The organism is Brevundimonas sp. LM2, assembly GCF_002002865.1.
Classification (GTDB): Bacteria; Pseudomonadota; Alphaproteobacteria; order Caulobacterales; family Caulobacteraceae; genus Brevundimonas.
Genome location: NZ_CP019508.1, coordinates 1,769,037 through 1,794,614, shown reverse-complemented (window position 1 = coordinate 1,794,614; position 25,578 = coordinate 1,769,037). Strand labels below are relative to the sequence as shown.

Here is a 25,578-nt window from a genome sequence, read left to right as displayed (position 1 = left end):
CAGAGCCTCCGCATGACCGATCCGACCCCGACCGAGACCCCGCGCGCCGCGCCGCCGCGCGATCCCCTGGCCTGGTTCGGCTCGGGGCGCGGCGGAGCGGCGGCTCTGGCGGTGGCGGTCGTGGCGCTGGGCTTTTCGGTCGCGCCTTATGCGACCGGCGGCGATTTCGGGTCGCGGGTGAGGGCCTATCTGCTGGCGAATCCGGCCGTGCTGGATGAGGTCGTCCAGGCTCGCGAACAGGCCGAAACCAACGGCACGGTCGAAAAGATCAACACCGCCGTGGCCGCCAATCCGGCCCTGATCGCGCTCGATCCTCGCGACCCGGCCTTCGGGCCGGCGGACGCCAAGGTCACTGTGATCGAATTCTTCGACTACCGCTGCCCGGGCTGCAAGGCCGTGGCCCGCGACTATGTGGCCCTGATGCAGGCGCATCCGGACGTGCGGTTCGTGTTCAAGGAGTGGCCGATCCTGGACCGGGGCGATGATACGACGTCCAACTATGCCGCGCGCGCGGCCCTGGCCGCCCAGCAGCAAGGGCGGTATCTGCAGGTCCATCAGGCGCTGATGGCCGAGAATGGCCTGACCCGCGACAGCGTCGATCGCATCCTGGCCGAGAACGGGATCGCGATGCCGGCCGCGGCGGCGGCCATCGGATCGACCGATATGAACCGCCACCTCGCCGACATCCACACGACCGGGGCGACCCTGGGTCTGGTGGGAACGCCGACCTTTCTGATCAACGGCCGGACCACCTCCAGCATCGCCCCGCAGGAGGTCGCGGCGGCGATCGCCGCGGCCCGGGCCGGCTAGGCCAGCGCCAGTCGCATCTCGCCGCCGATCCACTCGACGGCGGCCCGGGCCCGGGCGGCCTCCGCAGCGGTCCGCTCGCCCAGGGCAGCCTCGGCCTCGGCCAGGACGAAATAGCTGTAAGGGTCCATCGGCCAGTCGGTCAGCAGTTCTTCGATCTTGGCCTTGGCCCCCGCTGCGTCGCCGTTGGCCAGCAGGGCGGCGGCCAGGCTGCGACGGGTCGGATACCAGATGATCGGCGGGTCCCCGCCCTCGCTCTCCTGGGCCTGAATCTCCGCCGCGCGGGTGAAGGCGGCGATGGCCGCAGGGGCATTGGCCTCCAGCATGGCGGCCCGGCCCTCCAGCACCCGCTGGGAGACCTCCATGAAGTCCTTCTGTTCCTGGGCGTCGTCGCCGGTGATGGCAGGATCCGACCGGATCGTTCTGATGGCCTCGGCATCGGCCCGAACGGCGCGGTTGTCGCCCGCCCGCGCCGCCGCCTCGCCCCGACCGTAGTGCCAGCTGGCGCGGAGCAGGGGTCGGTCGGCCGGCGGCTGTTTGAGGGCCGCGACCTGCTCGGCCGTGCCGAACCGGCCGTAGATGGCATAGGCGTCGTTGGCCATCAGCTGCCGCCAGACCGCGTCGACCGCGATGTCCGGATAGAGGCTCAGGAAATCGGCGGCCAGGGCCAGCCCCTCCTGCGCCCCGCCGGCCATCAGGGCCCCGCCCATGCCGAAATGCAGGTTGTGGCCGTGCAGCGGCATGCCGACCACCCCGCCCGGAGGCGCGGCGAGCTCGTCATAGCGCTTGTCCAGGGCCACGGCCCCGACGTTCGACCGCATGGCGTCGCGGTATCGGCCCACGCGGTAAAAGGTGTGCGACGGCATGTGCACCAGATGCGAGGCCCCCGGCGTCAGGGCCGCCAGACGCTCGCCATAGGGGATGGCCTTATGCGGATCGTCCGACCATTCGGTCAGGTGGCTGTAGAGGTGAATGGTGCCGGGATCGTTCGGCGCGCGGGCCAGCGACTGTTCCAGCAGGGTCATGGCGCGGACGACGCCCTGATCCTTGGGGCGGCCCTCGTCGTCGAACCATTCGTCCGCCTGCAGCATCCAGGCGTCGGCCGCGACCGCGACGATCAGGGGATCGTCGTTTGCCCGCCGCGCGATCCGGTCCATGGAGCGGGCGAAGCGGACGTCCCGGCTGGCCTTGCGGCCGGAGTAGCGCTGGATCATTGCGTCGATCATCTGACGCTGCGTGGCCGTCGCATCGCGGGCCAGGCGGCGCGCCTGCCGGGCCAGGACCCGGCCCCGGTTCATCGAGGCGTCGTCGTTCCCGCCGCCATTGAGGTTCGGCCCCAGGGCCCAGGCCTCGCCCCAGGCGCACATCCCGCAGTCTGGGTCCAGTGTCCGCGCCTTGCGGAAGGCCCGGACGGACTCCTTGTGTTCGAAGGCCCAGCGCAGCCGCACCCCATGGTCGAACCAGGCCTGGGCCTCGGGGTTGTCGGTGTCGACGGTCCAGCGCGCCGCGCCGAAGCCGTCGACCATGACCATGTCGGCTTCCGGGGCCGCGTCCAACGCCGAACCGACCCGGCCGCAGCCCTTCGGCGACTGGATCAGCGCCGCGCTGGCCCGGGCGTCGGCCTGAGCCGTCGTCGCGTCGGCCAGGGCCGCGGGACCGGCCAGGCAGAGCATCGCGGCGGTGAAGGCGAGAAGTCTCGGTCGCATCCTGTTTCTCTCAACCCCGGCAGCATGCCGAAGATCCGAGGCATCGCCAAGCCGGGTCTGATGTCACTGCCCGGGAAGTCGATACGCCAGGTCATAGTGGTGAACGCCGTCTGCGATCGTCAGGCCGAACTCGCCGGTCAGACCCGACAGTTCTCCAGTTCCGGATCCGGGCACGACCGTGATCGACAGGCTGTACCCCTCCGCGTTCATGTCGCCGCGATGGGCCAGCAGAAACGCGCCCGTCCGCCCGTCCAGCGTTCCCACCACCCGCTCCAGCGCGACATAGGTCCCAACCGTCTGGCTGCCCGGCGGCCCTCCCGCCAGCATCTGGCCGCTCGAAACGCCGCTGATGCCCCCCTCGAAGGTCTTCGACAGGACGTAGCGCGACAGGCCGATGTCGGCCTGGACCGACTCCTCGTCGCCCGGCGTCATGGTGACCGCGAACGTGCCGGTCGCGTGGCGAACCTCGGCATCCTGGGCCCCTGCGGTACCTGCCCCGAACCTTCCAACCATCAGCACCACCAGTAGAAGGGCGATCAGGAGGCTGTAGCCCCTCGCCGTCAGCAAGCGCATGGCCGCCTCCGTGAACATTTCAGGAACACGATGGCCCGCCGCGCCGCCGCCGTCAACCGGCGATCGCTCAGATCAGACCGCCCAGCGGCGAGGACGGGTCAGCATACATCCGCTTCGGCATCCGCCCCGCCAGATAGGCCTCGCGGCCCGCGATGACCGCGTGCTTCATGGCGCGGGCCATGCCGATCGGGTCGCGCGCCCCGGCGATGGCCGTATTGGCGATCACCGCGTCGCAGCCCAGCTCCATGGCGATGGTGGCGTCCGAGGCCGTGCCCACCCCGGCGTCGACCAGGACTGGCACCCTGGCCTGTTCCACGATCAGCCGGATATTGACCCGGTTCTGGATGCCCAGGCCCGAGCCGATCGGGCTGGCGGCGGGCATGATCGCCGCGGCGCCCGCGTCCTCGAGCCGTTTGGCCATGACCACGTCGTCGGTGCAGTAGACCATGACGTCGAAGCCGTCGGCGACCAGCAGATCCAGCGCCCGCAGGGTCTCGATCATGTCGGGATACAGGTGCGCCGAGTTCGACAGCACCTCCAGCTTGACCAGATCCCAGCCCCCGGCTTCGCGCGCCAGCCGCAGGGTCCGCACCGCGTCCTCGCCGGTGAAACAGCCCGCCGTATTGGGTAGGAAGGTGAACCGGTCGGGCTTCACATGGTCGACCAGCATCGGCTGGGACGGGTCGGACAGGTTCACCCGGCGCAGGGCCACGGTGACGATATCCGCCCCGGCCGCCTCGGCGGCGGCGGCGTTCTGGGCATAGTCGGCATATTTCCCGGTGCCGACGATCAGGCGCGAGTTGAAGGTCCGACCGGCGACGGTCCATGTGTCCATCGGATCGTCAATGACGAGCGGCGCGGTGAAGGGGGCGTTCATGGCCTCTATCTAGGCGCACGGGCGATCAAGCGAAACCCGTTCAACCCCCGCCGACGAACTGAACCAGCTCGATCCGATCGCCCTCGGCGAGGGCGGTTTCGGCGTGCATCGACCGGGGCACGATGGCCAGATTGCGCTCGACGGCGACCTTGCGCACGTCGAAACCCAGTTCCTCGACGAGGCCGAGCACCGTCCGCGCGGCGATCTCGCGCGTATCTCCGTTGACTTGAATGCGCATGTCGTTACGTCAACCCGATCCGGTCCGACGCACCTCGGCTTTGACGAGGGCCGTCGTTCCGCTAAAAGGCCGCCCCACCGAAGCGGTTCCGCCGTCGCCAACCCGTCCGGAGCGAATGCCCGAAACCCCCGTCCTCTACGTCCTGAACGGCCCCAACCTCAACCTCCTCGGTGTGCGGGAACCGCATATCTATGGGCGCGAGACCCTGGCCGACGTCCAGGCGCTGTGCGAGCGGGCGGCCGAAGGCGCGTCCGTCGTGTTCCGCCAGACGAATCACGAAGGCGAACTGATCGACTGGGTGCAGGAGGCGCGCACCGAGGCGCACGCCCTGGTCCTGAACCCGGCCGGCTATGGCCATACCTCGATCGCCCTGCTGGACGCGCTCAAGGCCCTGATCATTCCGATCGTCGAGTGCCACCTGTCGAACCCGGCGGCGCGCGAGGCATTCCGGCACCAGACCTACGTTTCGCTGGCCGCGACCGGCGTCGTCTCGGGCTTCGGCGCCCACTCCTACGAACTGGCCGTCAAGGCCGCCCTCCGGCTGGTGCAGGAACGTCGTTCCGCGCCGACCGTTTGACCCCAGACCACAAGGCAAAGATTTCATGGCGTCGGAAAAATCGCTGAAGAACGAACCGTCGGTCGAGATCGACCCCAGCCTGGTGCGCCAGCTTGCCGACATCCTGAACGACACCAGCCTGACCGAGATCGAGGTGGAGCGCGGCGAGCTGCGCATCCGCGTCGCCCGCGAGATCAGCGCCGCCCCGGTGATGTCGTATGCGCCGGCCGTTGCCCACGCCGCGCCGGCCCCCGCGCCGGCCGCTACCCCTCTGACGATGCCGTCCGACCCCGCCACGATCGTCGCCAAGGCGGGCGAACAGGTGAAGTCGCCGATGGTCGGCACCGTCTATCTGCAGGCCTCGCCCGAGGCCGCGCCCTTCGTCCAGGCCGGCGACAAGGTCAAGAAGGGCCAGACCCTGCTGATCATCGAGGCCATGAAGACCATGAACCCGATCCAGGCCCCGCGCGACGGTGTCGTCTCGGACATCCTGGTCGGCGACGCCCAGCCGGTCGAGTTCGGCGAAGCCCTCGTGCTGCTGGAATCCTGAGCGTGTTCACCAAGGTCCTGATCGCCAACCGGGGCGAGATCGCGCTGCGGATCCACCGCGCGTGCAAGGAGATGGGCATCTCCACCGTGGCCGTGCACTCCGAGGCCGATCGCGGGGCCATGTGGGTTCGGCTGGCGGACGAGAGCGTCTGCATCGGCCCGGCACCCGCCGCCAAATCCTATCTGAACATTCCCTCGATCATCGCGGCGGCCGAGATCACCGGGGCCCAGGCCATCCACCCCGGCTACGGCTTCCTGTCCGAGAACGCCCGCTTCGCCGAGATCGTCGAGGCCCACGGCATGACCTTCATCGGGCCCAAGCCCGAGCATATCCGGGTCATGGGGGACAAGATCAGCGCCAAACAGACGGTGCTGGAGGCCGGCATCCCCTGCGTGCCCGGCTCCGCCGGCGAGGTGGAGACGGTCGAGGACGCCATCGAGGCCTCCAAGGCCATCGGCTTCCCCCTGATCGTCAAGGCGGCCGCCGGCGGCGGCGGGCGCGGCATGAAGGTGGCCCTGACGCCCGAGGACCTGGTCGAGGCCGTCCAGACCGCCCAGACCGAGGCCAAGGCCGCCTTCGGCAACGGCGCGGTCTATATGGAGCGCTACCTCCAGAAGCCGCGCCATATCGAGATCCAGGTCGTGGCCGACAGCCACGGCAACGTGGTCCACCTGGGCGAGCGCGACTGTTCGCTGCAGCGCCGCCACCAGAAGGTGTTGGAAGAGGCCCCCTCGCCCGCCCTGTCGGCGGCTGAACGGGTCAAGATCGGCGAGGTCGTCAACCGCGCCATCGGCAAGATCGGCTATCTGGGCGTCGGCACGATCGAGTTCCTGTGGGAGGACGGCGAATTCTTCTTCATCGAGATGAACACCCGGCTGCAGGTCGAACACCCGGTGACCGAGGCCGTGACCGGCGTCGACCTGGTGCGTGAACAGATCCGCATCGCCGCCGGCCTGCCGCTGTCCTTCACCCAGGAGGAGATCCATTTCGAGGGCCACGCCATCGAGGTGCGGATCAATGCCGAGAACGCCGAGACCTTCGCCCCCTCGCCCGGCACGGTCACGGACTTCCACGCCCCCGGCGGCCTGGGCGTGCGGCTGGATAGCGCCATCTACGCCGGCTATTCGATCCCGCCCTATTACGACAGCCTGATCGGCAAGCTGATCGTGCACGGCCGCGACCGGGCCGAATGCGTCGCCCGGCTGAAGCGCAGCCTGAACGAGATGGTCATCGGCGGCGTCGACACCACCATTCCCCTGTTCCAGAAGCTGCTGCTGGAGCCCGACATCCTGTCCGGCGACTACGACATCCACTGGCTGGAAAACTGGGCCAGGCGGCAGGCCGCCGGCTGATCCGGTGAGCGACCTCTCCGCCTCCGGACCGGTCGCGTTCACGGCGGAGGACCTGCTGCGCTGCTATGCGCGGGGCGTGTTCCCGATGGGCGAGGCGCGCGACGACCCGCGCGTCTTCCTCGTGGAGCCCGACCTGCGCGGCGTCATCCCGCTGGAGGCCTTTCATATCCCCACGCGTCTGCGCCGGACGGTCCGCAGCGAGCGTTTCGTCGTCCGCATCGACACCGCGTTCTCGGCGGTGCTGGACGCCTGCGCGGCCCCCGCCCCAGGGCGGGAGGACACCTGGATCAACGCGCCCATCCGCCGCCTGTATATGGAGCTTCATGCCCGGGGGCATGCCCACAGCCTGGAGTGCTGGCGCGACGAGGTCCTGGTGGGCGGCCTGTATGGCGTAACCCTGGGCGGGGCCTTCTTCGGGGAGAGCATGTTCAGCCGGGCGACCGACGCCTCCAAGGTCGCGCTGGTGCATCTGGTGGCACGGTTGCGCGCCGGGGGCTGGATTCTGCTGGACGCCCAGTTCCGCACCGAACATCTGGACCAGTTCGGCCTGATCGAGACGCCCCAGGGCGCCTATCTGCGCCTGCTCGGGGCGGCGCTCACGGCCAGGCCGGACCCCGCCGTGCTAGGCCGGTCCCTGTCGGGAGCGGACGCGGTCGCCTATGCCTTGCAGCCGACGATCCAGGCGTCATAGAGCGGATGCTGCAGCCCGCTGATCGCGGGGGTGGAGGAGAACATCCAGCCGCGGAAGATCTGCCGCGGCGCCGCCCCTCGCGCGGCCCGGGGCTGGAGCGTCACGTCCAGATAGGCGATCGCATCCTTGACCAACTCGTTGTCGGCCGAGACCTCGCAGGCGCGGGCGATGAAGATCAGATTGTTGCTGAAGCGGACCGGCGGGCCGCCGACCTCGACCTCGAACCGCATGCTCTCGGCGGTGATCTTGTCGATGGCCTCGACGACGGCGACGCGGCGGCGTTGGCGCGGCGTCGGCGTGTCGGCGGCCAGACGCTCGGCCTTTTCCGCTTCGCTTTCGCCCTCGTCCTCATCCTTGGCGTCTTCGGCGGTCGTCTCTTTCTCATCGTCGCCGGACGTCGTCAGGGGCTCCGGCTGGATCGCCGGCGGGGGCGGCGGGGTGATGGCGATGGGAACGGCGGGGGCCGGATCGGCGGCCGGAGCCGATTCCTGCCGGGGATCCGCGCGCAGGGCGTCGCCGATCGGGTCGGGCACGGGCCGCGCATCCTGGGGCGGGCCGTCCTGCTGGCCGCCGGCCACGACGGCACCGGAGGCCCCCAGGGCGACGACGGCCGAACCGATCAGAAGCCAGCGCAGGCGGGTCATTCGGGCTTCCAGGCCTCATAGTCGCCGGTCGCCGGCGGGCGCACGCCCTCCTCCAGCAGCGATCCGGGCGGATGCCAGGCCATCGGCGTGCCGGTCAGGTTCGGCAGGTGATTCTTCTCCCAGGACCGGCGCGGCAGAGGGACCTCGGTCGGGGGCTCTTCGAAGGTGTAGTGCAGCCAGCCATGCCAGTCGGGCGTCACCTTCGACGCCTCGGCATAGCCGTTGTAGACCACCCAGCGCCGGCGGCGTCCGTCATAGCTGACGGTGTCGCGCGACTGGTAATAGCGGTTGCCGGTCTCGTCGGTGCCGATCAGTTCGCCGCGCTTGGCGATGGTGAAGAAGGTGCCGATCGTCGCGCCGGACGTCCAACCGAAGATTCTGCCGAGCACGAGGCCATTCCAGTCCAGATTCGGATCGGCAGGGAGGCCGAACCAGTCGCCCGATCATAGAAACCGGCACCGCCCGCGTCCAGCGCCACGCCCAAATCGCTAGAGGCAACATCTTGGGGGTAAACGTGCGGCGACCCGCTACATCTATTGCGGGACCCCGCCGACGCGCCCTAGGCTGTTGAAACCACTGGTCCGAGCCCGCGCATGCGCTTCACATCCTTCTTCTCCGAACTGTCGGACGGCGTCCGCTGCGAGACGCGCGAGATCGAGCGGGCCGACCGTCTGGTCCGGGTCCTGGCCCCCGCCGGCTGGAGCGACGCCCGGGTTGAGGCCTGGCTGGACTGGCACGACCGCTCGCCGGATGACTGGCCGCGGCTGGAGAGCGCGGCGGGCCGGTCTGGCGCGATCGGTCCGGCCCTTCTGGACGGTGCCCTCGATCGCTGGGCGGCGCGTCTCGGGGCCTGGGGTCGGGCCACGGGCGTGTTCCGGTCGATGGCCGATGCCGAGCGCTTCGCCGAAGAACTGGTCGCCAGCGTGCTGCTGGGCCTGGCCGCGCCCTCGTCCGTCCTGATGGAGGGGGCGCGCACCCCCCACGCCGCCGAAGGGCCGGCCAGCCCGACGCGGAATGCGGCCGTCTTCGACCTCGGCGACCCCGGGGTTCGCGCCCGCTTCGAAAGCGACACGGCCCGACGGCGCACCGCCCGCGTCACCGCCCATGCCCTGGCCGGCGTGACCCGGACGCTGAGAGGCGTCACCGACGCGGTCCGGCGCTGCGACGGCCCGGCCTCGGTCTGCGCCGACCCCGCGTCCAACCCCGCCCTCGCCCGGGCGGCGCTGGCCGCGCGGCGCGCCGGCGCCGATGATACCGCCATCCTGGACGCCATCGCCGGCCGCCTGTTCTCGGCCCCGGAACCGGAGCCCCTGGGCCAGACGCGGATCGTCGCGGTGCCCGATCCCATGGCGGCCCAGGACTTCGCCCTGCGTGCCGCGGCCGACGGCTGCCTGGCCGAAGAACTGATCGTGGCCTTCTCCGTGCCGGACGCCGAGGGCCTGGCGGACCTCGCGCTCGCCCCGGGCTGCGCCATCGCCCTGAAGGCCGTGTCGGCCGTCGTGCCGGACCTGATCACGGGCCTCGATGCCCTGGCCCGACTGTGGACTACGGCGCTCGAGATCGAGATCGCCTGCGGCTTCGCCCCCGATGGTCGCCTGGCGCGCCGGCGCCACGCCGTCCGACCGATCGTCCTGACCCTCGCCGGGGGCCTGGAATGGCAGGTGGCGCGGACCGACGGCGCGAGCGATGAGGACACCTTCGCCGCCGCGTCCGGCCTTCTGGCCGCTGGCGCGTCCCTGGCCTCCAGCGAGTTGGCCGAGGCCCTGCGCCCGGCGGCGGACTGGGCGGGTGCCGCCGAAACCGTGCTCGCCGCGCTCGCGGCCCGGGAGACCCGTCTGGCGGTCCTGACCAGCGAGCTGGGCCGCGCGGCGGCCGTGCGGACCGCTCAGGCCCATGCCGCGGCCCAGGCCTCTGGGCGTCGCCAATGCGCCATCGCCACGGTCGTCGCCGACGCCGAACGCGACCTGCGGCTCGGCGTCGCTCCCCTCCGGGCCGTCGACCAGTTCCAGACCCGGGACGGTCAGGTGGTCCGCCGACTGCATCCGGTGTTGGCCCAGGCGATCGCGGTCCAGGGCGGCGACGTCGAAGACGCCGAACGTTGGCTGCTGGGCCGACGCACCCTGGTCGACTCGCCCGCGCTCGGCCATGCGACCCTGGCGGCCCGGGGCTTCACCGAAGCGGAGCTGGAGGCGGTCGAGGCGGCCCTCGCCTATGTCGAGCGGCTGGAGGACGCCTTCACCCCGCCGGTGCTGGAGGCGGGTTTCGTCCGCGACGTCCTGGGCATCGATCCCGAAACCTTCGACCAGGGCGGGCTGCTGAACCGGCTGGCCACGCCCGACGAGATCGCGGCCGCCACCGACTACGTTTTCGGACACCGCGAACTATCGGGCTGGCCGGGCGCGCCCGCGCGGATCCGGACGCTGCTGACCGATCTGGACGGGGCCGCCGCCTCTCTGGACGGCATCGCCGAGCGTTTCAGCGATGTCGCCGATCGGGTCTCGATCGAATTGCCCAGCCGGGCCGGCATCGGGGCGGCGGTGGCGACCTTGACCCTGGCGGCTTCCGAAGGGCGTCGGGCGGTCCATCTGACCCGGCGTCCGTCCGCGAACCAGCCCCTGCTGGTCCTGCCTGAATCAGAGCCGGCCCGCCGCGCGCCGGAGCCGCAGCCGGCCGCGCCGCCCCCCGTCGCCGAACGGGTGGTGGAACGGGTCATCGAGCGGGTCCGCACCCGCCGCAAACTGCCGGACCGCCGCAAGGGCTACATCCAGAAAGCGGCCGTGGGGGGCCACAAGGTCTATATCCATACGGGCGAATACGACGACGGCGAGCTGGGCGAGATCTTCATCGACATGCACAAGGAAGGGGCCGCCTTCCGCTCGCTGATGAACAATTTCGCCATCGCGATCTCGATCGGGCTGCAGTACGGCGTGCCGCTGGACGAGTTCGTCGACGCCTTCGTCCTGACCCGGTTCGAACCTGCGGGGCGGGTCACCGGTAACGATCGTATCGGCTCGGCGACCTCGATCCTGGACTATATCTTCCGCGAGCTGGGCGTCTCCTATCTGGACCGCACAGAACTGGTGAACGCCGATGCGGAGCCGCTGCATGCCGACGGGCTCGGGTCTGGAAAGGCCGACGAACTGGTGCCGGCCGCGCGGTTCATCTCCAAGGGCTTCGCCCGGGGCACGACGCCCGACAATCTGGTGGTGCTGCCGTTCGGACGACGCGCGGACGCCGATCAGACCCCGGCTGCGGCCGGCCTGCGCGAGGCCGAGACCTGCCCGGCCTGCGGCGACTTCACCCTGCAGCAAAGGGGTGGCGCCATGATCTGCGACAGCTGCGGCATCGCGCCGTCGATGCGCGGCTAGAGCGGGCTCAGCAGATTTTAAGGATGTCCGTCTAGCTTGGGGGGCTTCCGGAGTCTGCCCTCATGAAACGCCTCGCCCTCGCCGTGTCCCTGCTGATCCTGGCCACCCCCGTGCTGGCGCAGGACGCCGGCCAGATCGCGCGCGTGCGGGGCGGGGCCAGCTGTGCCGGATGCAACCTGTTCCAGGGTGATTTCAGCGGCGTCGAGGCCCCGGGGCTGAACCTGACGGGGGCCCGCCTGCGCCAGGCCGATCTCAGCCTGGCCGTCATGAACCGTGCCCGCTTCTCCAACGCCGACCTGCGCGACGTGGAGGCCTATGGCGCGGTCTTCTCCAGCGCCCGGTTCAGCGGGGCGGATCTGACCAACGCGTCCTTCGTCGGGACCTATCTGGAAGGCGCGGGATTCGCCGGCGCGACCCTCGCAGGCGCCAATTTCTCGGGCGCGCGTCTGGCGCGCGCCACCGGCCTGACCCAGGCTCAGCTGAACCGGGCCTGCGGCGACGAAGCGACCGTCCTGCCCGGATCGCTGCGCATTCCCGCCTGCTGAAAGTCCCCATTCTTACCGCGATTTAAGTAGGGTTTCCGAGGCCCAGGGAGCATTTAAGGAGGGTGAAAAAGACCGCGTCCCCCCCTCTCAGGCTCCAGACCGCGCTCGCCGCGACGCTGCTTTCGGTTGGAACGGCATTGGTCGCGTCGCCGGCGGCCGCGAGCCTGCAGTTCACGCTGCAGGATCGCGAGGTCGCCCGGATGGTATCTCTGGGCGGGTCTTGCAACCGGTGCGAACTGTCTGGCCGCAACCTCTCGGGCGCCACCTTCACCGGGGCGACCTTCATCTCCGCCACCCTGGTGGGGGCCAACCTGCGCGGCGCGGAACTGGTCGGCTCGAACTTTTCCGCCAGCGATTTCAGCCGGGCGGACCTGCAGGGCGTCCAGATTCAGGGTTCGAACTTCTCCGGCTCGAACTTCACCGATGCGACCCTGAGCGGGGCGGAAGCGCAGGGATCCAACTTCAACCGCGCCAACCTGACCAACGCCAACCTGACGGGGGCGGAAATGGTCGGGGCCAATATGAGCGGAGCCGTCCTGGACCGGGCCAACCTGTCGGGGGCCGAATTGTTCGGCTCGACCCTGGCCAATCTCTCGGCGCGCGGAGCCTCTTTCGCCGGCGCCGAGCTGAATGCCGCCAACATGGCCGGCGGCGACTTCACCTCGGCCAATTTCAACGGGGCGGAGCTGGACGGTGCCCGGCTGCAGGGCGCGTCCTTTCGGGGCGCCAGTTTCAATGATGCGTCGCTGAGCCGGACCGATATCCGCGGGGCGGACCTGTCGGGGGCCCGCGGGCTCACCCAGGATCAGGTGTCCGACGCCTGCGGCGACGGCGGCACCCGGCTGCCCGCCCGACTCACGGTGCGCAGCTGCTCGGGCCGCACGACGATGCGGATCTCGCCACCGACCCCTCCCAGGCCCCCGTCCGCCGCCAGGCCGGCGCGACCCGCGGCTCCGGCGGCACCGGCCCGGAACCTCGTCATCGTCGACGGCGGCCGCTAGCCCGTCAGACCTTCAGCGGCATGGCCGTGCGGATGTGGACGTCCTTCAGCTGACGCTCGCCCGCTTCGGTCGGGGCGTTCATCAACAGATCCTCGCCCTGCTGGTTCAGCGGGAAGGCGATGACCTCGCGAATCGCGACCTGGTTGGCCAGCAGCATGACGATCCGGTCGATGCCGGGGGCCAGACCGCCGTGCGGCGGCGCGCCGTAGCGGAAGGCGTTCAGCATGCCGCCGAACTGGTCCTCGACCACCGAGGCGTCGTAGCCGGCGATCTCGAAGGCCTTCAGCATGATCTCGGCCTTGTGGTTCCGGATCGCGCCCGAACACAGCTCATAGCCGTTGCAGACGATGTCGTACTGGTAGGCCAGGATATCCAGCGGATCCCTGGTCTCCAGCGCCTCCAGCTCGCCCTGGGGCATGGAGAAGGGGTTGTGGCTGAAGTCGACCTTCTTCTCCTCCTCCGACCATTCGAACATCGGGAAGTCGACGATCCAGCAGAACTCGAACCGGCCCTCGTCGATCAGCTTCAACTCGGTGCCCAGGCGGGTGCGGGCCGAACCGGCGAACTTGTAGAAGACCTTGGGGTCGCCGGCGACGAAGAAGGCCGCGTCGCCCTTGCCGAGCCCCAGCTGGGTCATGAGCGCATCCGTTGCCTCGGCCCCCAGGTTCTTGGCGATCGGACCGCCCCAGGCGTCGTTGTCGTCGGACCAGAAGATGTAGCCGAGGCCCGGCTGGCCCTCGCCCTGGGCCCAGCTGTTCATCCGGTCGCAGAAGGCGCGCGAGCCGCCGCCCGGGGCCGGGACGGCCCAGACCGCGTTCTTGGCATCCGCGCCCAGGATCTTGGCGAACAGGCCGAAGCCGCCGTCGCGGAAATGCTCCGAAGCATCCGCCATCTTGATCGGGTTGCGGGTGTCCGGCTTGTCGGTGCCGTACCAGGCGATCGAGTCGCGATAGGGGATGCGTGGGAAGGGATAGGGCGTCACCGACTTGCCGTCGGCGAACTCCTCGAACACCCCGTGCATGACGGGCTCGATCGCCGCGAACACGTCTTCCTGGGTCACGAAGCTCATCTCGACGTCGAGCTGGTAGAACTCCAGTGAGCGGTCGGCGCGCAGGTCCTCGTCGCGGAAACAGGGGGCGATCTGGAAATAGCGGTCGAAGCCCGAGACCATCAGCAGCTGTTTGAACTGCTGAGGGGCCTGCGGCAGGGCGTAGAACTTGCCGGGGTGCAGGCGCGACGGCACCAGGAAGTCGCGCGCGCCTTCCGGCGACGAGGCCGTCAGGATCGGCGTCTGGTATTCGAGGAAGCCCTGGCCGACCATGCGCTGGCGGATCGACGAAATCACCCGCGAACGCAGGACGATGTTCTTGTGCAGGGTCTCGCGGCGCAGGTCGAGGTAGCGGTGCTTCAGCCGCAGTTCCTCAGGGTATTCCGGCTCGCCGAAGACCGGCAGCGGCAGTTCGGCGGCCTCGGACAGGACCTCCACGCCGGTGACGCGCAGCTCGATCTCGCCGGTCGGCAGGTTGGCGTTCACCACCGAGGCGTCGCGCACGACCACCTCGCCGTCGACCCGGATGACGCTCTCGGCCCGCAGCCGCTCGACCGCCGCGAAGCCCGGGGTCTCGGGGTGGAAGACCAGCTGGGTCAGGCCGTAGTGATCGCGCAGGTCGATGAACAGCAGTCCACCGTGATCGCGCTTGCGATGGACCCAGCCCGACAGCCGCACATTCGATCCGGCGTCCGACGACCGGAGGGCACCGCAGGTGTGTGAGCGATAGGCGTGCATGGGAAAATCGTCTGCAATCGGCCGCGAAACGGCGGGAAATGAAGCGGCGTAGGGCGCATCAACGCCCCGGAAAGTCAAGGTCGGGCCGGGATCGAGCCCGCACGTCCACAGGTGCGTCCGTCTGTCCACGGTACGCTCGATTACCGTGTCCGGACAGACGCGGCGATCTGCTATGCTTGTGCCATGTCGGCACGCCGTCCCCTTCGCGAACAGCTGAGACTGCCCCTGACCCGGGATCTGGTCGGCGGCACCGGTGCCTTCGTGCGCTCGGGGTCCAACGCCTATGCCATGGACGCCCTGTCCGCCTGGCCCAGTCCGGGAAGCCAGGTCATGGCCATCTGCGGCCCGGCGGGCTGCGGCAAGAGCCACCTCGCCGCCCTGTGGGCCGAACGCGTGGGCGCGATCCCCTTGAATGGGGCCGAGGCGGCGCTGACCGACCCGATGGAGCTGGAAGGCCGCCCGGTCCTGCTCGACATCGCCCAGGACGCCGATGACGAGACCCTGTTCCATTTGATCAACCTGGCCCAGCACGACGGCGGGGCCCTGCTGATGGTGTCGCGGCCCTCGCCGCGCCGGTGGGCCGTCAAGGTGCCGGACCTGAGATCGCGGCTCGACGCCGTGCGGGTGGTGGCGATGGAGGCCCCCGACGACGTCGTGCTGTCCGCCATCCTGGCCGCCCGTTTCGCCGAACGCAGCATCGCCCCCGGCGACGGCGTCATCGACTATCTGGTCCTGCGCATCGACCGCTCCGCCGAGGCGGCGGCGGCCATCGTTGCCCGGCTCGACGACGAGCACCGTCCGGTGACCCGGGCCCTGGCGCGTCAGGTCCTCGGGGCCAGCGGTGATCTGTTCACGGGCGGCGACGAAGGGTTGCAGCCGTAACAAAGCCGCCCCACAACCGGCTCATGTCCGACTCCGCCATCAAGGATTCCACGACGGGAGAGGAAGTCCCCTCCTCCCGCGCGCCGCAGCTGCATCTGGACGAGGCTTTGATGGTCTCGCCCGAGCGGTTCTTCAACCGCGAGATCAGCTGGCTGTCGTTCAACGCCCGCGTCCTCGAAGAGGCCGCCAACCCGAATCATCCGCTTCTGGAGCGTCTGCGGTTCCTCTCCATCTCGGCCAACAATCTGGACGAGTTCTTCATGACCCGGGTGGCCGGGCTGAAGGGCCAGGTGCGCGAGCGGGTGCGGGTGCTGTCGGCCGACGGCCTGACCCCGGCGGAGCAGCTCGAGAACGTCAACATCGCCGCCGGCGAGCTGATGGCCGAACAACAGGAGCGGTGGCGCCAGCTGCGCAAGGAACTGGTCGGGGCCGGGATCGAGGTCGTCCATCCGGCCCGGATCACCAAGACCGACAAGGAGCGGCTGGAACCCGAGTTCCTGAACCAGCTTTTCGCCGTCCTCACGCCCCTGGCCATCGACCCGGCTCACCCGTTTCCCTTCCTGCCCAACCTGGGCTTCTCCCTGGCCCTGAAGCTGCGGCGCAACCGGGACAACAAGACGCTGTATGCCCTGGTCCCCGTTCCGACCCAGGTGCGCCGCTTCTGGGAGCTGACCGGTGACGGACGCTCGGTGAAGGGTCGCCGGCGGTTCGTCACCCTGGAAGCCGTGCTGCTGCTTTTTATCGAACACCTCTTTCCCGGCCATGAGGTGCTGGAAAAGGGCGTGCTGCGCCTGATCCGCGACTCGGACATCGAGATCGAGGAAGAGGCCGAAGACCTGGTCCTGGAGTTCGAGGAGGCGCTGAAGCAGCGGCGTCTGGGCGACGTGGTGCGGGTCAAGATCGAGGCGTCCATGCCCGCCGATCTGCGCGACTTCATCGTCGGCGAGCTGGAGGCCGCGCCTCAGGACGTGGTGTTGATCGACGGCATGCTGGGCCTGGCCCAGCTGTCGGATCTGATCTCCGCCGGCCATGCCGACCTCAAGTTCAAGAGCTATGAGCCCCGCTACCCGGAACGGGTGCGGGATCAGGGCGGCGACGTCTTCGCCGCCGTGCGCGAGAAGGACATTTTGATCCACCACCCGTTCGAGAGCTTCGACGTGGTGGTGCAGTTCCTGCGCCAGGCCGCTCGCGACCCCAACGTCATCGCCATCAAACAGACGCTGTACCGGACCTCCAAGGACAGCCCCATTGTCGCGGCCCTGATCGAGGCCGCCGAGAACGGGAAGAACGTCGTCGCCCTGGTCGAGATCAAGGCCCGCTTCGACGAGGAGGCCAATCTGCGCTGGGCCCGGGCCATGGAGCGCGCCGGCGTCCACGTCGTCTTCGGCTTCGTCGAGTACAAGACCCACGCCAAGATGAGCGTCGTGGTGCGCCGCGAGGGCGACGGTCTGAAGACTTACTGCCATTTCGGCACCGGCAACTATCATCCGATCACGGCCAGGATCTACACCGACCTCAGCCTGTTCAGCTCGGATCCGGTCCTGGCCCGCGATGCGTCGCGGGTCTTCAACTACATCACCGGCTATGCCCAGCCCGAGGATCTGGAGGCGCTGGTCGTCTCGCCCCTCAACATGAAGACCCGCCTGATCGAGCTGATCGGCAAGGAGATGTCGGCGGCCGCCAAGGGCAAGCCGGCGGCCATCTGGGTCAAGCTGAACGCGCTCGTCGATCCCGAGATCATCGACGCCCTGTACCGCGCCAGCCAGTGGGGCGTGCGGATCGAGCTGGTCGTGCGCGGCATCTGCTGCCTGCGCCCCGGCGTGCCCGGCCTGTCGGAGAACATCCGGGTCAAGTCGATCGTCGGCCGTTTCCTGGAGCACAGCCGCATCATCTGCTTCGCCAACGGCCGCGACCTGCCGCACGACAAGGCCAAGCTGTTCATCTCCTCGGCCGACTGGATGACCCGCAACCTGGACCGCCGCGTCGAGATCATGACCCCGGTGTTCAATGCCACCGTCCACGACCAGGTGCTGGACCAGATCATGGTCGCCAATCTGAAGGACGATGCCCAGAGCTGGGTCCTGGGGGCCGACGGCCATTACACCCGGGTGAAACCGGTCGATCCGGAGCGCCCCTTCTCGGCCCACAACTATTTCATGACCAACCCCAGCCTCTCCGGACGCGGTCGCAAGGTGAAGACCCGGCCGGAAGCCCTTCGTTACGACCGGCCGCCGGCATGACCGACGCCTGGTCCGCCCCCCGCGAGGCGGCTGTCATCGACATCGGCTCCAACTCGGTCCGTATGGTGCTCTACCGACTGGAAGGCCGCGCCATCTGGACGGTTTTCAACGAAAAGGTCCTGGCCGGCCTCGGTCGCGACCTGTCCGATACGGGCCGGCTGTCGGTGCCGGGGGTCGAGCTGGCCATGACCGCCCTGCGCCGGTTCGCCGCCGTGCTGGAAGGCGTGCGGCCGGCCTATACCTTCGTGGCGGCGACGGCCGCGGTGCGCGAGGCCGAGGACGGTCCCGATTTCTGCGGCCGGGTCGCGGCCGAGACGGGGCTGCAGGTCCGGGTCCTGACCGGCGAGGAGGAGGCCCACTATTCGGCGCTCGGCGTCATGGCGGGCAATCCGCGCGCCCAGGGGCTGGCCGCCGACATGGGTGGGTCCAGCCTGGAGCTGATTCGCATCGGCAACGGCAAGGCCGAGCCGGGCATCACCCTGCCGCTGGGGCCCTTCGCCCTGGCGGATCCGGCGGGGTTCGACGCCGGACGTCTCCGGGACGTCATCGCCGAGCGGCTCAAACCGGCCGTCGCGCAATTCGCCAGCGAGGAGCTGCACGCCGTCGGCGGTGGCTGGCGCTCGCTGGCCCAGCTGCACATGGAAATGAGCGGCTATCCCCTGCGCATCGTGCACCAGTACGCGATGACCGCCGAGGACGCCCGCGGCGTGGCGCGTCTGGTGGCCCAGCAGTCGAAGGCCTCGCTCGACCGACTGCCGGGGGTGTCCAAGCGCCGGGCCGAGACCCTGCCCTATGCCGCCCTGGTGCTCGAGGGACTGATCGAGGCCCTGTCGCTGAAGACGGTGGTCTTCTCGGCCTGGGGCCTGCGCGAGGGTCTGCTTTACGAAACCCTGGATCGGGACGAGCCGGCCGCCGATCCGCTGATCGCGGGCTGCGCGGCCCTGGGCGGCCGTCAGGGCATCTCGCCCGCCCTGCCCGCCGCCCTCAACGCCTGGCTGGCCGACGTGATCGCCGCCCTGCCCAGCGCCTTCGGTCCCGAGCGCGATCCCATCCTGGCCGCCGCCGCCTGTCGTCTGGCGGACCTGGGCGCGCGGCTGCATCCGGATCATCGGCTGGAGTTGGTCTTCGACCAGGTCCTTCGGGCTCCGATCCCCGGCCAGACGCACCCCGAACGGGTCTGGCTCGCTTGTGCCCTCAACGCCCGCTACGGCGGCAATGCCGCGACCCCGGACCCCAAGGCCGCCGACCGTCTGTTGAGCGAGGAAGCCCGCGCCGGGGCCCGGGCCCTGGGTCTGGCCATGCGCCTGGGCTGCGACCTGTCCGGGCGTTCGCCGCAGCTGCTGGCCAACGCCTCGCTGACTGTGGATCACGGCGCGCTGAAGCTGACCGCCTCGGACGGCTATGCCGATGTCTTGCTGGGCGAACAGACCCGCCGCCGCGCCAAGGGTCTGGCGGAGGCCATGGGGCTCAAGCTGGAGATCTGACTATTCGATCTCCACGACCTCGACCCGGGCCCCGTTCAGCACCAGGGCGATCTCGCCGCGTTTGAGCTTCAGTGCGTCCTCGCCGAACAGCTGACGCCGCCAGCCCTTCAGGGCGTCCACGTCCGCCGCGTCCGAAATGGCGATCTTCTCCAGGTCGGAGACGTTGGCGATCAGCTTGGAGGCCACGCCGGCATTGTCGCTCTTGGCCTTCAGCAGCACCTTCAGCAGCTCCACCACCGAAGGGGCGGCCGGCTGATTGTGCGCCGGCCGGTCCATCTTGGGCGCATGGGCCTCGGGGTCCAGCAGGACCCGTTTCAGTTCCTCGGCCAGTTCGATCCCCAGCCGCGAGCCGCCGAAGCCCTTGGGCACGGAGCGCAGGCGGTTGAAGGCCTCCACGTCGGTCGGGGCCTGGGTGGCGATCTCGTCGATGGCCTCGTCCTTCAGGATGCGGCCGCGCGGCTGGTCGCGATCCTGCGCCGCCTGTTCGCGCCAAACCGCCGTCGCCTTGAAGGCGGCCAGGTATTTGGCGCTGTATTTCTTGGGCTTCAGCCGCTTCCAGGCCTTGTCCGGCGTGGTGTCGTACAGATCCGGATCGACCAGATCCTCCATCTCCGACGTCACCCAGTCCAGACGCCCCTCCTTCGCCAGACGGTCGCGCAGCTTCGGATACAGGGCCGCCAGATGGGTCACGTCGCCGATGGCATAGGTCAGCTGGGCCTCGGACAGGGGGCGGCGCGACCAGTCGGTGAAACGGCTGCCCTTGTCCAGATCGATGCGCAGCATCTGCCGGACCAGCGAATCATAGGCGACCTGATCGCCGAACCCCGCCGCCATGGCCGCGACCTGGGTGTCGAACATCGGCTTGGGCATGGCCCCCAGCTTGACGAAGATCTCGGTGTCCTGCCGCGCCGCATGAAACACCTTCACGATCGCCGGGTCGCGCAAGATGTCCAGAAAGGGCGTCAGATCCAGCCCTTCGGCCTGGGGATCGATGATCGCCTCATGCTTGTCGGTGGCCGCCTGGATCAGGCACAGCTTGGGCCAGTAGGTCGTCTCTCGCATGAACTCGGTGTCCACGGCGATAAACGGGGCACTCGCGACATCGGAACAGAACTGGACCAGCGCGTCATTGGTGGTGATCGGCGTCATTGAAATGCTATAGCCCCCGGCAACACGGTCGTGGCAAGAGCCGCGACCATATTTCCGCACCGATTCCAGGCCTGTGAGCGATGAGCGACCTTTCCGACACGCAAAACAACGGCCTGACCTATGCCGATGCCGGTGTGGACATCGATGCCGGGGACATGCTGGTCGAACATATAAAGCCGCTGGCCAAGTCGACCCGCCGCCCTGGGGCGGAAGCCGCCCTGGGCGGATTCGGGGCCCTGTTCGACCTGAAGGCGGCGGGTTTCGTCGATCCGCTGATCGTCGCCACCACCGACGGCGTCGGCACCAAGCTGAAGATCGCCATCGAGACGGGCCGCCATGACGGCGTCGGCATCGACCTGGTCGCCATGTGCGTCAACGACCTGCTGGCCCAGGGAGCCGAGCCCCTGGTGTTCCTGGACTACTACGCCACCGGGAAGCTGGAGATCGACGCCGCCCGCCGTGTCGTGACCGGCATCGCCGAAGGTTGCCGCCAGGCCGGCTGCGCTTTGGTCGGCGGCGAGACGGCCGAGATGCCGGGCATGTATGCCGGCGGCGACTACGACCTGGCGGGCTTTTCGCTGGGGGCCCTGGAGCGCGGCCATGCCCTGCCCCGACTGGACCTGCAGAACACCGGCGACCTGATCATCGGCCTCGCCTCGTCCGGCCCCCATTCCAACGGCTATTCGCTGATCCGCAAGGTGGTCGAGCGGTCGGGCCTGAACTGGGGCGACGACGCCCCGTTCGCCAAGGATCGCTCCCTGGCCCAGGCCCTGATGGAGCCGACGCGGATCTATGTGAAGCCCGTCCTGCCGCTGATGAAGGCGGGACTGATCAAGGGGGCCGCCCACATCACCGGCGGCGGCCTGATCGAGAACCCGCCCCGCTGCATCGCCGAGGGCCTGAGCGCAGCGTTCGACTGGGAAGCCTGGCCCATGCCGCCGGTATTCCAGTGGCTGGCCGAGGTCGGCGGCATTTCGGACCACGAACTGCGCCGCACCTTCAACTGTGGCGTCGGCTTCATCCTGATCGTCTCGCCCGAGCATGCCGAAGACGTCCTGGCGGGGCTGCTGGAAGGCGGCGAGACGGCCTTCGTGTGCGGACAACTGGTCTGACGCCCGTGAACGCGGTCTCCCAACCCGTCCGCGTGGCCATCCTAATTTCCGGTGGCGGGTCGAACATGGCGGCTCTGATTGATCGCGCGACCGTTCCAGGCGCCGCGTTCGAGGTCGTGCTGGTCCTGTCCAACGACCCGGAGGCCGGTGGGCTGGCCGTGGCGAAAGCCAAGGGCGTGACCGCCGTCGCCGTCGATCATCGGCCCTTCGGCAAGGATCGGGCGGCGCACGAGGCGGCGCTCCAAACCGAGCTCGAGGCGAAAGACGTCCAGGTGGTGGCTTTGGCCGGCTACATGCGCGTGCTGACGCCCTGGCTGGTCGGGCGCTGGGAAGGCCGGATGCTGAACATCCATCCCAGCCTGCTGCCGAAATACCCGGGCCTCGACACACACGCCCGGGCCCTGGCGGCGGGCGACGCCGAGGCGGGCTGTACGATCCACCTGGTCACCGAGGGGGTGGACGAAGGCCCGATCCTCGCCCAGCGCGCCGTGCCCATCGTTCCGGGCGACACCGCGGCCACCCTGGCGCAGCGCGTCCTGCAGGCCGAGCATGCCCTGTATCCCCAGGCCCTGTCCGACTTCTGTCAGAGCCTGGTTTAGCGGCCGGCCTCGGGTAGGATGACAAAAAGGCCCCGGATCACTCCGGGGCCTATCATGTATCGAAGGCGCTTGCCGTCGCGCGCACGCGCGGCTTGATGCGCGATCGCTCGCTCTATTGGCGGGGCGTGGTGGCGGCCCCGGCGACGCCACCGATGGCGGCGCCCGCGACGGTCGAGCCGGTGTCTCCGCCGATGACCTGACCGGCGACGGCCCCGCCGAGGGCACCGGTCGCGGCGCGCTGTTCCATCGTGGTGCCGCATGCGGCCAGGGCGGCGGCGAGGGCGACGATCGGGGTCAGGCGGATCAGGGTCTTCATCAGGCTACTCCATGCAAAAGGCTGATCCCGAAACGAAAAGCCCCGCGACCGGTTCCGGCCGCGGGGTCAATCGGTAACGCGATCGCCGGAGCGCGCGTGGGCGTCAGCCGACGATCTGGTCGTCCGTGAAGAACTGGGCGATCTCGATGCCGGCGTTCTCGACCGAGTCCGAGCCGTGGACCGAGTTCTCGCCGATCGACAGGGCGAACTGCTTGCGGATCGTGCCGTCGGCGGCGTCCTTGGGGTTCGTCGCGCCCATGACTTCGCGGTATTTGGCGACGGCACCCTCGGCTTCCAGGACCTGGACGACGACGGGTTCGGCCGTCATCTGTCCGACCAACTCGCCGTAGAAGGGGCGCTCGGCGTGGACTTCGTAGAATTTCTTGGCCTGATCTTCGGTCAGGTGCACGCGACGCTGAGCGACGATGCGCAGGCCGGCACCCTCGATCACGGCGTTGATGGCGCCGGTCAGGTTGCGGCGCGTGGCGTCGGGCTTGAGGATCGAGAAGGTGCGTTCGGTCATGGATAGACTTCTTGTTTGGGAGATTGCAGGTCGCGGGCTTATAGACGCCGCCTCCTCGGTTTCCAACCACTCCTTGTTTGCCCCTAACGCTCGGCACCCGCTGCCTCGCTGCTTGAGGGGCGTCGTCGCCTTTCGGACACGCTCTGAACCATGCTCCAGATCACCAACCTGACGTTCAACGCCTGGGGTCGCCAGTTTCTGGACGACGCCTCGGTCAGCCTGCCGCCGGGATCGAAGGTCGGGCTGGTCGGCCGCAACGGCATCGGCAAGTCGACTCTGTTCAAGATCATTCTGGGCGAGCTGGCCGGCAACGGCGACGAAGTCAGCCTGCCCAAGACCGCCCGCATCGGCTCGGTCGATCAGGAGCACCCGGCCACGCCCGTCAGCGTGATCGAGACCATCCTGGAGGCCGACACCGAGCGCCACGACCTGCTGGCCCGGCTGGAAACCGCCGAGCCCGAGGAGATGGGCGAGATCTGGACCCGGCTGATCGAGATCGACGCTGACGGGGCCCCCTCACGCGCGGCCGAGATCCTCGCCGGCCTCGGCTTCGACCATGAGAACCAGCAGCGGCCGATGTCGGAGTTCTCGGGCGGCTGGCGCATGCGCGTCGCCCTGGCCGCGGCCCTGTTCGCCCAGCCGGACATGCTGCTGCTGGACGAACCGACCAACTATCTCGATCTGGAAGGGGCGCTGTGGCTGGAGGCCCGGCTGAAGAAATATCCAGCGACGGCCCTGATCATCTCCCACGACCGCGAGATGCTGAACGAGGTCTGCACCCACATCCTGCACCTGGCCAACCGCAAGCTGGAAATCTACACCGGCAACTACGACCAGTTCGAACAGGCCCGGGCCGAGAAAGCCCGGCTGCAGCTGTCGGCCAAGGCCAAGCAGGACGCCGAACGCGCCCACCTCCAGGCCTTCGTCGACCGGTTCAAGGCCAAGGCCTCCAAGGCGGCCCAGGCCCAGTCGCGCATGAAGCGTCTGGCCAAGATGCAGCCCGTCTCGACCACGATCGAGGAACGCGTCGCCCCCTTCACCCTGCCCTCGCCGCCCCGGCCCCTGGCCCCGCCCCTGATCCGGCTTGAGCGCGCCAATGTCGGCTATGAGGCCGGGCGGTCGATCCTGAAGAACCTCAACCTGCGCATGGACCTGGACGACCGCATCGGCCTGCTGGGGGTAAACGGCGCGGGCAAGTCGACTTTCGCCAAGATGATCGCCGGGGCCCTGAACGTCTCGGACGGCGAACTGCACCGCGACCGCAAGATGCGGGTCGGCTGGTTCCACCAGCACCAGATCGAGGCCATGGATCCGACGGACACGCCGCTGGAGATCATCCGCCGCGCCATGCCGGACGCGACCGAGGCCGGCCGCCGTTCCAAACTGGCCCAGTTCGGCCTGAACTACGAGAAACAGGAAACCACCGTCGCCAGCCTGTCGGGCGGCGAGCGCGCGCGCCTGCTGCTGAACATGGTGGCCATGGACGCGCCCCACGTCCTGATCCTCGACGAGCCGACCAACCACCTCGACATCGACAGCCGCCGGGCGTTGCTGGACGCCCTGAACGACTACAACGGCGCGGTCATCCTGATCACCCACGACCGTTCGCTGATGGAGATGGTGGCCGACCGGTTGTGGCTGGCCGCCGACGGCACGGTGAAGCCGTTCGACGGCGATATGGACGACTATGCCCGGTTCGTCCTCGACCGGGCCAAGCGGGATGCCGTCAAACCGAGCCAGATCAAGAAGGAAGAGGCCGCCGTCATCGCCGCGCCGGTCGCCAAGCCTCAGGGCAAGAGATCCGGCCCCTCGCCCTCCACCCTTCGCCACGCGGTGAAAAAGGCGGAGGAGCGCGTCGTCGCCCTGACCGCCGAGATCGCGCGTATCGACGACGACCTTTCCAATGCGGCGGTCTCCAACCCCAAGGCGCTGGAAGGCCTGACCCGCGCCCGGGCCAGGACCCAGACGGATCTGGAAGCCGCCGAGGCTGCCTGGATGGCGGCGGAGGAGACTCTGGCCGAGGTCACGGCGTGAAGCCCGTGGCCTTCTCGAAGGAGGAGACGGCGGATCTGGCACCGCGGCTTCAGGCCTTCCTGCGCGACGAGATGGATATCGAGATCGGTGCGCTCCAGGCGTCGATCCTGCTGGATTTCATGGCGCGCGACCTGGGACACGCCATCTACAATCGCGGCCTCTACCACGCCTGGCCCTGATCGCCCGCAAGGTCGAGGAACTGGCCGATGCGGTCTTCGCGCTGGAGCGGCGACCGCCGGCCTGATAGCCAGATAGGGCCGAGATCGCTAGGATGGTCTGATGATCCCGTCCCCCCTCCCCGCGACCCTGCACTATGGCGACGGCGAGTTCGCCGTGCTGAAACCTGGCCCTTTCGTCCTGTGCGCGGTCAGCGGCCGTTCCATTCCGCTCGAGACGCTGCGCTACTGGTCCGCCGAACGGCAGGAAGCCTATGCCGGACCGACCGAGGCCCTGGCGCGGATGGTCGAGGCGTAAGTCGGCAGGCGCATGGACCGTGGACGGCTTTGGTCGTAAACTGACCGACCCGCCCGGCGCCACGGCGACGT

General features: G+C 69.1%; 26 protein-coding genes. 16 read left to right on the top strand and 10 right to left on the bottom strand.

The genetic code is table 11. From position 1 onward, the window contains the following. The first annotated feature begins 12 nt into the window (after window positions 1–12). Complete coding sequence (locus BZG35_RS08830) at window positions 13–810, top strand: thioredoxin domain-containing protein (RefSeq protein WP_077355315.1); 798 nt, start codon at window positions 13–15, stop codon at window positions 808–810. On the opposite strand, the gene BZG35_RS08825 is transcribed toward BZG35_RS08830, so the two are convergent. The 4 genes from BZG35_RS08825 to thiS all read right to left on the bottom strand — a co-directional run bounded on the left by BZG35_RS08825 (window position 807) and on the right by thiS (window position 4,201). After that, a complete protein-coding gene (locus BZG35_RS08825; protein ID WP_077355314.1) occupies window positions 807–2,513 on the bottom strand; it encodes a hypothetical protein in 1,707 nt (568 codons plus the stop codon). The genes BZG35_RS08830 and BZG35_RS08825 overlap by 4 nt on opposite strands. A 63-nt stretch (window positions 2,514–2,576) precedes the next feature. Beyond that, the gene (locus BZG35_RS08820) at window positions 2,577–3,086 is read right to left on the bottom strand and encodes a DUF3224 domain-containing protein (protein WP_253189126.1); all 510 of its coding nucleotides are present in this window, start codon (window positions 3,084–3,086) and stop codon (window positions 2,577–2,579) included. 67 nt (window positions 3,087–3,153) lie between these two features. Further along, entirely contained in the window at window positions 3,154–3,963 is an 810-nt protein-coding gene (locus BZG35_RS08815; protein WP_077355313.1) for a thiazole synthase, read from the bottom strand. Window positions 3,964–4,003: 40 nt separating this feature from the next. Next, window positions 4,004–4,201 carry a sulfur carrier protein ThiS gene (thiS, locus tag BZG35_RS08810; RefSeq protein ID WP_077355312.1) on the bottom strand — a complete coding sequence of 66 codons (198 nt, stop codon included), beginning with the start codon at window positions 4,199–4,201 and terminating at the stop codon, window positions 4,004–4,006. Between the two features lie 115 nt (window positions 4,202–4,316). On the opposite strand from thiS, the gene BZG35_RS08805 reads away from it, so the two are divergent. The 4 genes from BZG35_RS08805 to aat are packed head-to-tail and all read left to right on the top strand — an operon-like array spanning window position 4,317 to window position 7,350. Continuing rightward, entirely contained in the window at window positions 4,317–4,778 is a 462-nt protein-coding gene (locus BZG35_RS08805; RefSeq protein ID WP_077355311.1) for a type II 3-dehydroquinate dehydratase, read from the top strand. 25 nt (window positions 4,779–4,803) lie between these two features. Next, window positions 4,804–5,307, top strand: a complete 504-nt coding sequence (gene accB, locus BZG35_RS08800; protein ID WP_077355310.1) for an acetyl-CoA carboxylase biotin carboxyl carrier protein — start codon at window positions 4,804–4,806, stop codon at window positions 5,305–5,307. A 2-nt stretch (window positions 5,308–5,309) separates the two neighbouring features. Then, window positions 5,310–6,659, top strand: coding sequence for an acetyl-CoA carboxylase biotin carboxylase subunit (gene accC / locus BZG35_RS08795; protein WP_077355309.1), 1,350 nt, complete (start codon window positions 5,310–5,312; stop codon window positions 6,657–6,659). A 4-nt stretch (window positions 6,660–6,663) separates the two neighbouring features. Further along, entirely contained in the window at window positions 6,664–7,350 is a 687-nt protein-coding gene (aat, locus tag BZG35_RS08790; RefSeq protein WP_077355308.1) for a leucyl/phenylalanyl-tRNA--protein transferase, read from the top strand. On the opposite strand, the gene BZG35_RS08785 is transcribed toward aat, so the two are convergent. Beyond that, complete coding sequence (locus tag BZG35_RS08785; protein ID WP_077355307.1) at window positions 7,317–7,994, bottom strand: DUF2155 domain-containing protein; 678 nt, start codon at window positions 7,992–7,994, stop codon at window positions 7,317–7,319. The two genes, aat and BZG35_RS08785, sit on opposite strands and share 34 nt — an antisense overlap. Further along, on the bottom strand, window positions 7,991–8,383 hold the full coding sequence (locus BZG35_RS08780; RefSeq protein WP_077355306.1) for an NADH:ubiquinone oxidoreductase subunit NDUFA12: 393 nt from the start codon (window positions 8,381–8,383) through the stop codon (window positions 7,991–7,993). The genes BZG35_RS08785 and BZG35_RS08780 overlap by 4 nt, the downstream gene beginning before the upstream one ends. A gap of 204 nt (window positions 8,384–8,587) precedes the next feature. On the opposite strand from BZG35_RS08780, the gene BZG35_RS08775 reads away from it, so the two are divergent. From BZG35_RS08775 to BZG35_RS08765, 3 genes are all read left to right on the top strand, one after another. Next, window positions 8,588–11,362 (top strand): hypothetical protein, encoded by a 2,775-nt coding sequence (locus BZG35_RS08775; protein WP_077355305.1) that lies wholly within the window; start codon window positions 8,588–8,590, stop codon window positions 11,360–11,362. Window positions 11,363–11,424: 62 nt separating this feature from the next. Beyond that, window positions 11,425–11,907, top strand: coding sequence for a pentapeptide repeat-containing protein (locus BZG35_RS08770; protein ID WP_077355304.1), 483 nt, complete (start codon window positions 11,425–11,427; stop codon window positions 11,905–11,907). A gap of 137 nt (window positions 11,908–12,044) precedes the next feature. Continuing rightward, the gene (locus BZG35_RS08765; protein WP_253189319.1) at window positions 12,045–12,908 is read left to right on the top strand and encodes a pentapeptide repeat-containing protein; all 864 of its coding nucleotides are present in this window, start codon (window positions 12,045–12,047) and stop codon (window positions 12,906–12,908) included. Window positions 12,909–12,912: 4 nt separating this feature from the next. On the opposite strand, the gene aspS is transcribed toward BZG35_RS08765, so the two are convergent. Continuing rightward, a complete protein-coding gene (gene aspS / locus BZG35_RS08760; protein WP_077355302.1) occupies window positions 12,913–14,694 on the bottom strand; it encodes an aspartate--tRNA ligase in 1,782 nt (593 codons plus the stop codon). 183 nt (window positions 14,695–14,877) lie between these two features. Here aspS and BZG35_RS08755 point away from each other — a divergent pair, with 183 nt between their 5' ends. Genes BZG35_RS08755 through BZG35_RS08745 form a run of 3 tightly spaced genes read left to right on the top strand, consistent with a single transcriptional unit; the run spans window position 14,878 to window position 19,300 of the window. Further along, window positions 14,878–15,576: a chromosomal replication initiator DnaA gene (locus BZG35_RS08755; RefSeq protein WP_077355301.1), complete on the top strand. Its 699-nt coding sequence runs from the start codon at window positions 14,878–14,880 to the stop codon at window positions 15,574–15,576. Window positions 15,577–15,599: 23 nt separating this feature from the next. Next, window positions 15,600–17,816, top strand: coding sequence for an RNA degradosome polyphosphate kinase (locus BZG35_RS08750; protein ID WP_077355300.1), 2,217 nt, complete (start codon window positions 15,600–15,602; stop codon window positions 17,814–17,816). After that, the gene (locus tag BZG35_RS08745; RefSeq protein WP_077355299.1) at window positions 17,813–19,300 is read left to right on the top strand and encodes a Ppx/GppA phosphatase family protein; all 1,488 of its coding nucleotides are present in this window, start codon (window positions 17,813–17,815) and stop codon (window positions 19,298–19,300) included. Before BZG35_RS08750 ends, BZG35_RS08745 begins: the two co-directional genes overlap by 4 nt. Here BZG35_RS08745 and rnd read toward each other — a convergent pair whose 3' ends face one another. Beyond that, window positions 19,301–20,449 (bottom strand): ribonuclease D, encoded by a 1,149-nt coding sequence (gene rnd, locus BZG35_RS08740; RefSeq protein ID WP_077355298.1) that lies wholly within the window; start codon window positions 20,447–20,449, stop codon window positions 19,301–19,303. 80 nt (window positions 20,450–20,529) lie between these two features. Here rnd and purM point away from each other — a divergent pair, with 80 nt between their 5' ends. Then, on the top strand, window positions 20,530–21,561 hold the full coding sequence (gene purM, locus BZG35_RS08735) for a phosphoribosylformylglycinamidine cyclo-ligase (protein ID WP_077355297.1): 1,032 nt from the start codon (window positions 20,530–20,532) through the stop codon (window positions 21,559–21,561). A gap of 5 nt (window positions 21,562–21,566) precedes the next feature. Beyond that, window positions 21,567–22,160, top strand: a complete 594-nt coding sequence (purN, locus tag BZG35_RS08730; protein ID WP_150125984.1) for a phosphoribosylglycinamide formyltransferase — start codon at window positions 21,567–21,569, stop codon at window positions 22,158–22,160. 112 nt (window positions 22,161–22,272) lie between these two features. On the opposite strand, the gene BZG35_RS08725 is transcribed toward purN, so the two are convergent. Together BZG35_RS08725 and ndk are read right to left on the bottom strand one after the other, a co-directional pair. Further along, window positions 22,273–22,476 (bottom strand): hypothetical protein, encoded by a 204-nt coding sequence (locus BZG35_RS08725; protein ID WP_077355295.1) that lies wholly within the window; start codon window positions 22,474–22,476, stop codon window positions 22,273–22,275. Window positions 22,477–22,579: 103 nt separating this feature from the next. Further along, window positions 22,580–22,999 carry a nucleoside-diphosphate kinase gene (ndk, locus tag BZG35_RS08720; RefSeq protein ID WP_077355294.1) on the bottom strand — a complete coding sequence of 140 codons (420 nt, stop codon included), beginning with the start codon at window positions 22,997–22,999 and terminating at the stop codon, window positions 22,580–22,582. 150 nt (window positions 23,000–23,149) lie between these two features. Here ndk and BZG35_RS08715 point away from each other — a divergent pair, with 150 nt between their 5' ends. From BZG35_RS08715 to BZG35_RS08705, 3 genes are all read left to right on the top strand, one after another. Further along, window positions 23,150–25,033: an ABC-F family ATP-binding cassette domain-containing protein gene (locus tag BZG35_RS08715; protein WP_077355293.1), complete on the top strand. Its 1,884-nt coding sequence runs from the start codon at window positions 23,150–23,152 to the stop codon at window positions 25,031–25,033. 5 nt (window positions 25,034–25,038) lie between these two features. Continuing rightward, the gene (locus BZG35_RS17930) at window positions 25,039–25,212 is read left to right on the top strand and encodes a DUF2164 domain-containing protein (protein ID WP_171981919.1); all 174 of its coding nucleotides are present in this window, start codon (window positions 25,039–25,041) and stop codon (window positions 25,210–25,212) included. 100 nt (window positions 25,213–25,312) lie between these two features. Continuing rightward, a complete protein-coding gene (locus BZG35_RS08705; RefSeq protein WP_077355292.1) occupies window positions 25,313–25,507 on the top strand; it encodes a DUF2093 domain-containing protein in 195 nt (64 codons plus the stop codon). Window positions 25,508–25,578: the final 71 nt, after the last annotated feature.

Bases quoted from the DNA above. Each gene is read 5' to 3' on its own strand.
- BZG35_RS08830 (WP_077355315.1), top strand. From the start codon at position 13: ATGACCGATCCGACCCCGACCGAGACCCCGCGCGCCGCGCCGCCGCGC.
- BZG35_RS08825 (WP_077355314.1), bottom strand. From the start codon at position 2,513: ATGCGACCGAGACTTCTCGCCTTCACCGCCGCGATGCTCTGCCTGGCC.
- BZG35_RS08820 (WP_253189126.1), bottom strand. From the start codon at position 3,086: ATGCGCTTGCTGACGGCGAGGGGCTACAGCCTCCTGATCGCCCTTCTA.
- BZG35_RS08815 (WP_077355313.1), bottom strand. From the start codon at position 3,963: ATGAACGCCCCCTTCACCGCGCCGCTCGTCATTGACGATCCGATGGAC.
- thiS (WP_077355312.1), bottom strand. From the start codon at position 4,201: ATGCGCATTCAAGTCAACGGAGATACGCGCGAGATCGCCGCGCGGACG.
- BZG35_RS08805 (WP_077355311.1), top strand. From the start codon at position 4,317: ATGCCCGAAACCCCCGTCCTCTACGTCCTGAACGGCCCCAACCTCAAC.
- accB (WP_077355310.1), top strand. From the start codon at position 4,804: ATGGCGTCGGAAAAATCGCTGAAGAACGAACCGTCGGTCGAGATCGAC.
- BZG35_RS08785 (WP_077355307.1), bottom strand. From the start codon at position 7,994: ATGACCCGCCTGCGCTGGCTTCTGATCGGTTCGGCCGTCGTCGCCCTG.
- BZG35_RS08775 (WP_077355305.1), top strand. From the start codon at position 8,588: ATGCGCTTCACATCCTTCTTCTCCGAACTGTCGGACGGCGTCCGCTGC.
- BZG35_RS08770 (WP_077355304.1), top strand. From the start codon at position 11,425: ATGAAACGCCTCGCCCTCGCCGTGTCCCTGCTGATCCTGGCCACCCCC.
- aspS (WP_077355302.1), bottom strand. From the start codon at position 14,694: ATGCACGCCTATCGCTCACACACCTGCGGTGCCCTCCGGTCGTCGGAC.
- BZG35_RS08755 (WP_077355301.1), top strand. From the start codon at position 14,878: ATGTCGGCACGCCGTCCCCTTCGCGAACAGCTGAGACTGCCCCTGACC.
- BZG35_RS08750 (WP_077355300.1), top strand. From the start codon at position 15,600: ATGTCCGACTCCGCCATCAAGGATTCCACGACGGGAGAGGAAGTCCCC.
- BZG35_RS08745 (WP_077355299.1), top strand. From the start codon at position 17,813: ATGACCGACGCCTGGTCCGCCCCCCGCGAGGCGGCTGTCATCGACATC.
- rnd (WP_077355298.1), bottom strand. From the start codon at position 20,449: ATGACGCCGATCACCACCAATGACGCGCTGGTCCAGTTCTGTTCCGAT.
- purM (WP_077355297.1), top strand. From the start codon at position 20,530: ATGAGCGACCTTTCCGACACGCAAAACAACGGCCTGACCTATGCCGAT.
- BZG35_RS08725 (WP_077355295.1), bottom strand. From the start codon at position 22,476: ATGAAGACCCTGATCCGCCTGACCCCGATCGTCGCCCTCGCCGCCGCC.
- ndk (WP_077355294.1), bottom strand. From the start codon at position 22,999: ATGACCGAACGCACCTTCTCGATCCTCAAGCCCGACGCCACGCGCCGC.
- BZG35_RS08715 (WP_077355293.1), top strand. From the start codon at position 23,150: ATGCTCCAGATCACCAACCTGACGTTCAACGCCTGGGGTCGCCAGTTT.
- BZG35_RS08705 (WP_077355292.1), top strand. From the start codon at position 25,313: ATGATCCCGTCCCCCCTCCCCGCGACCCTGCACTATGGCGACGGCGAG.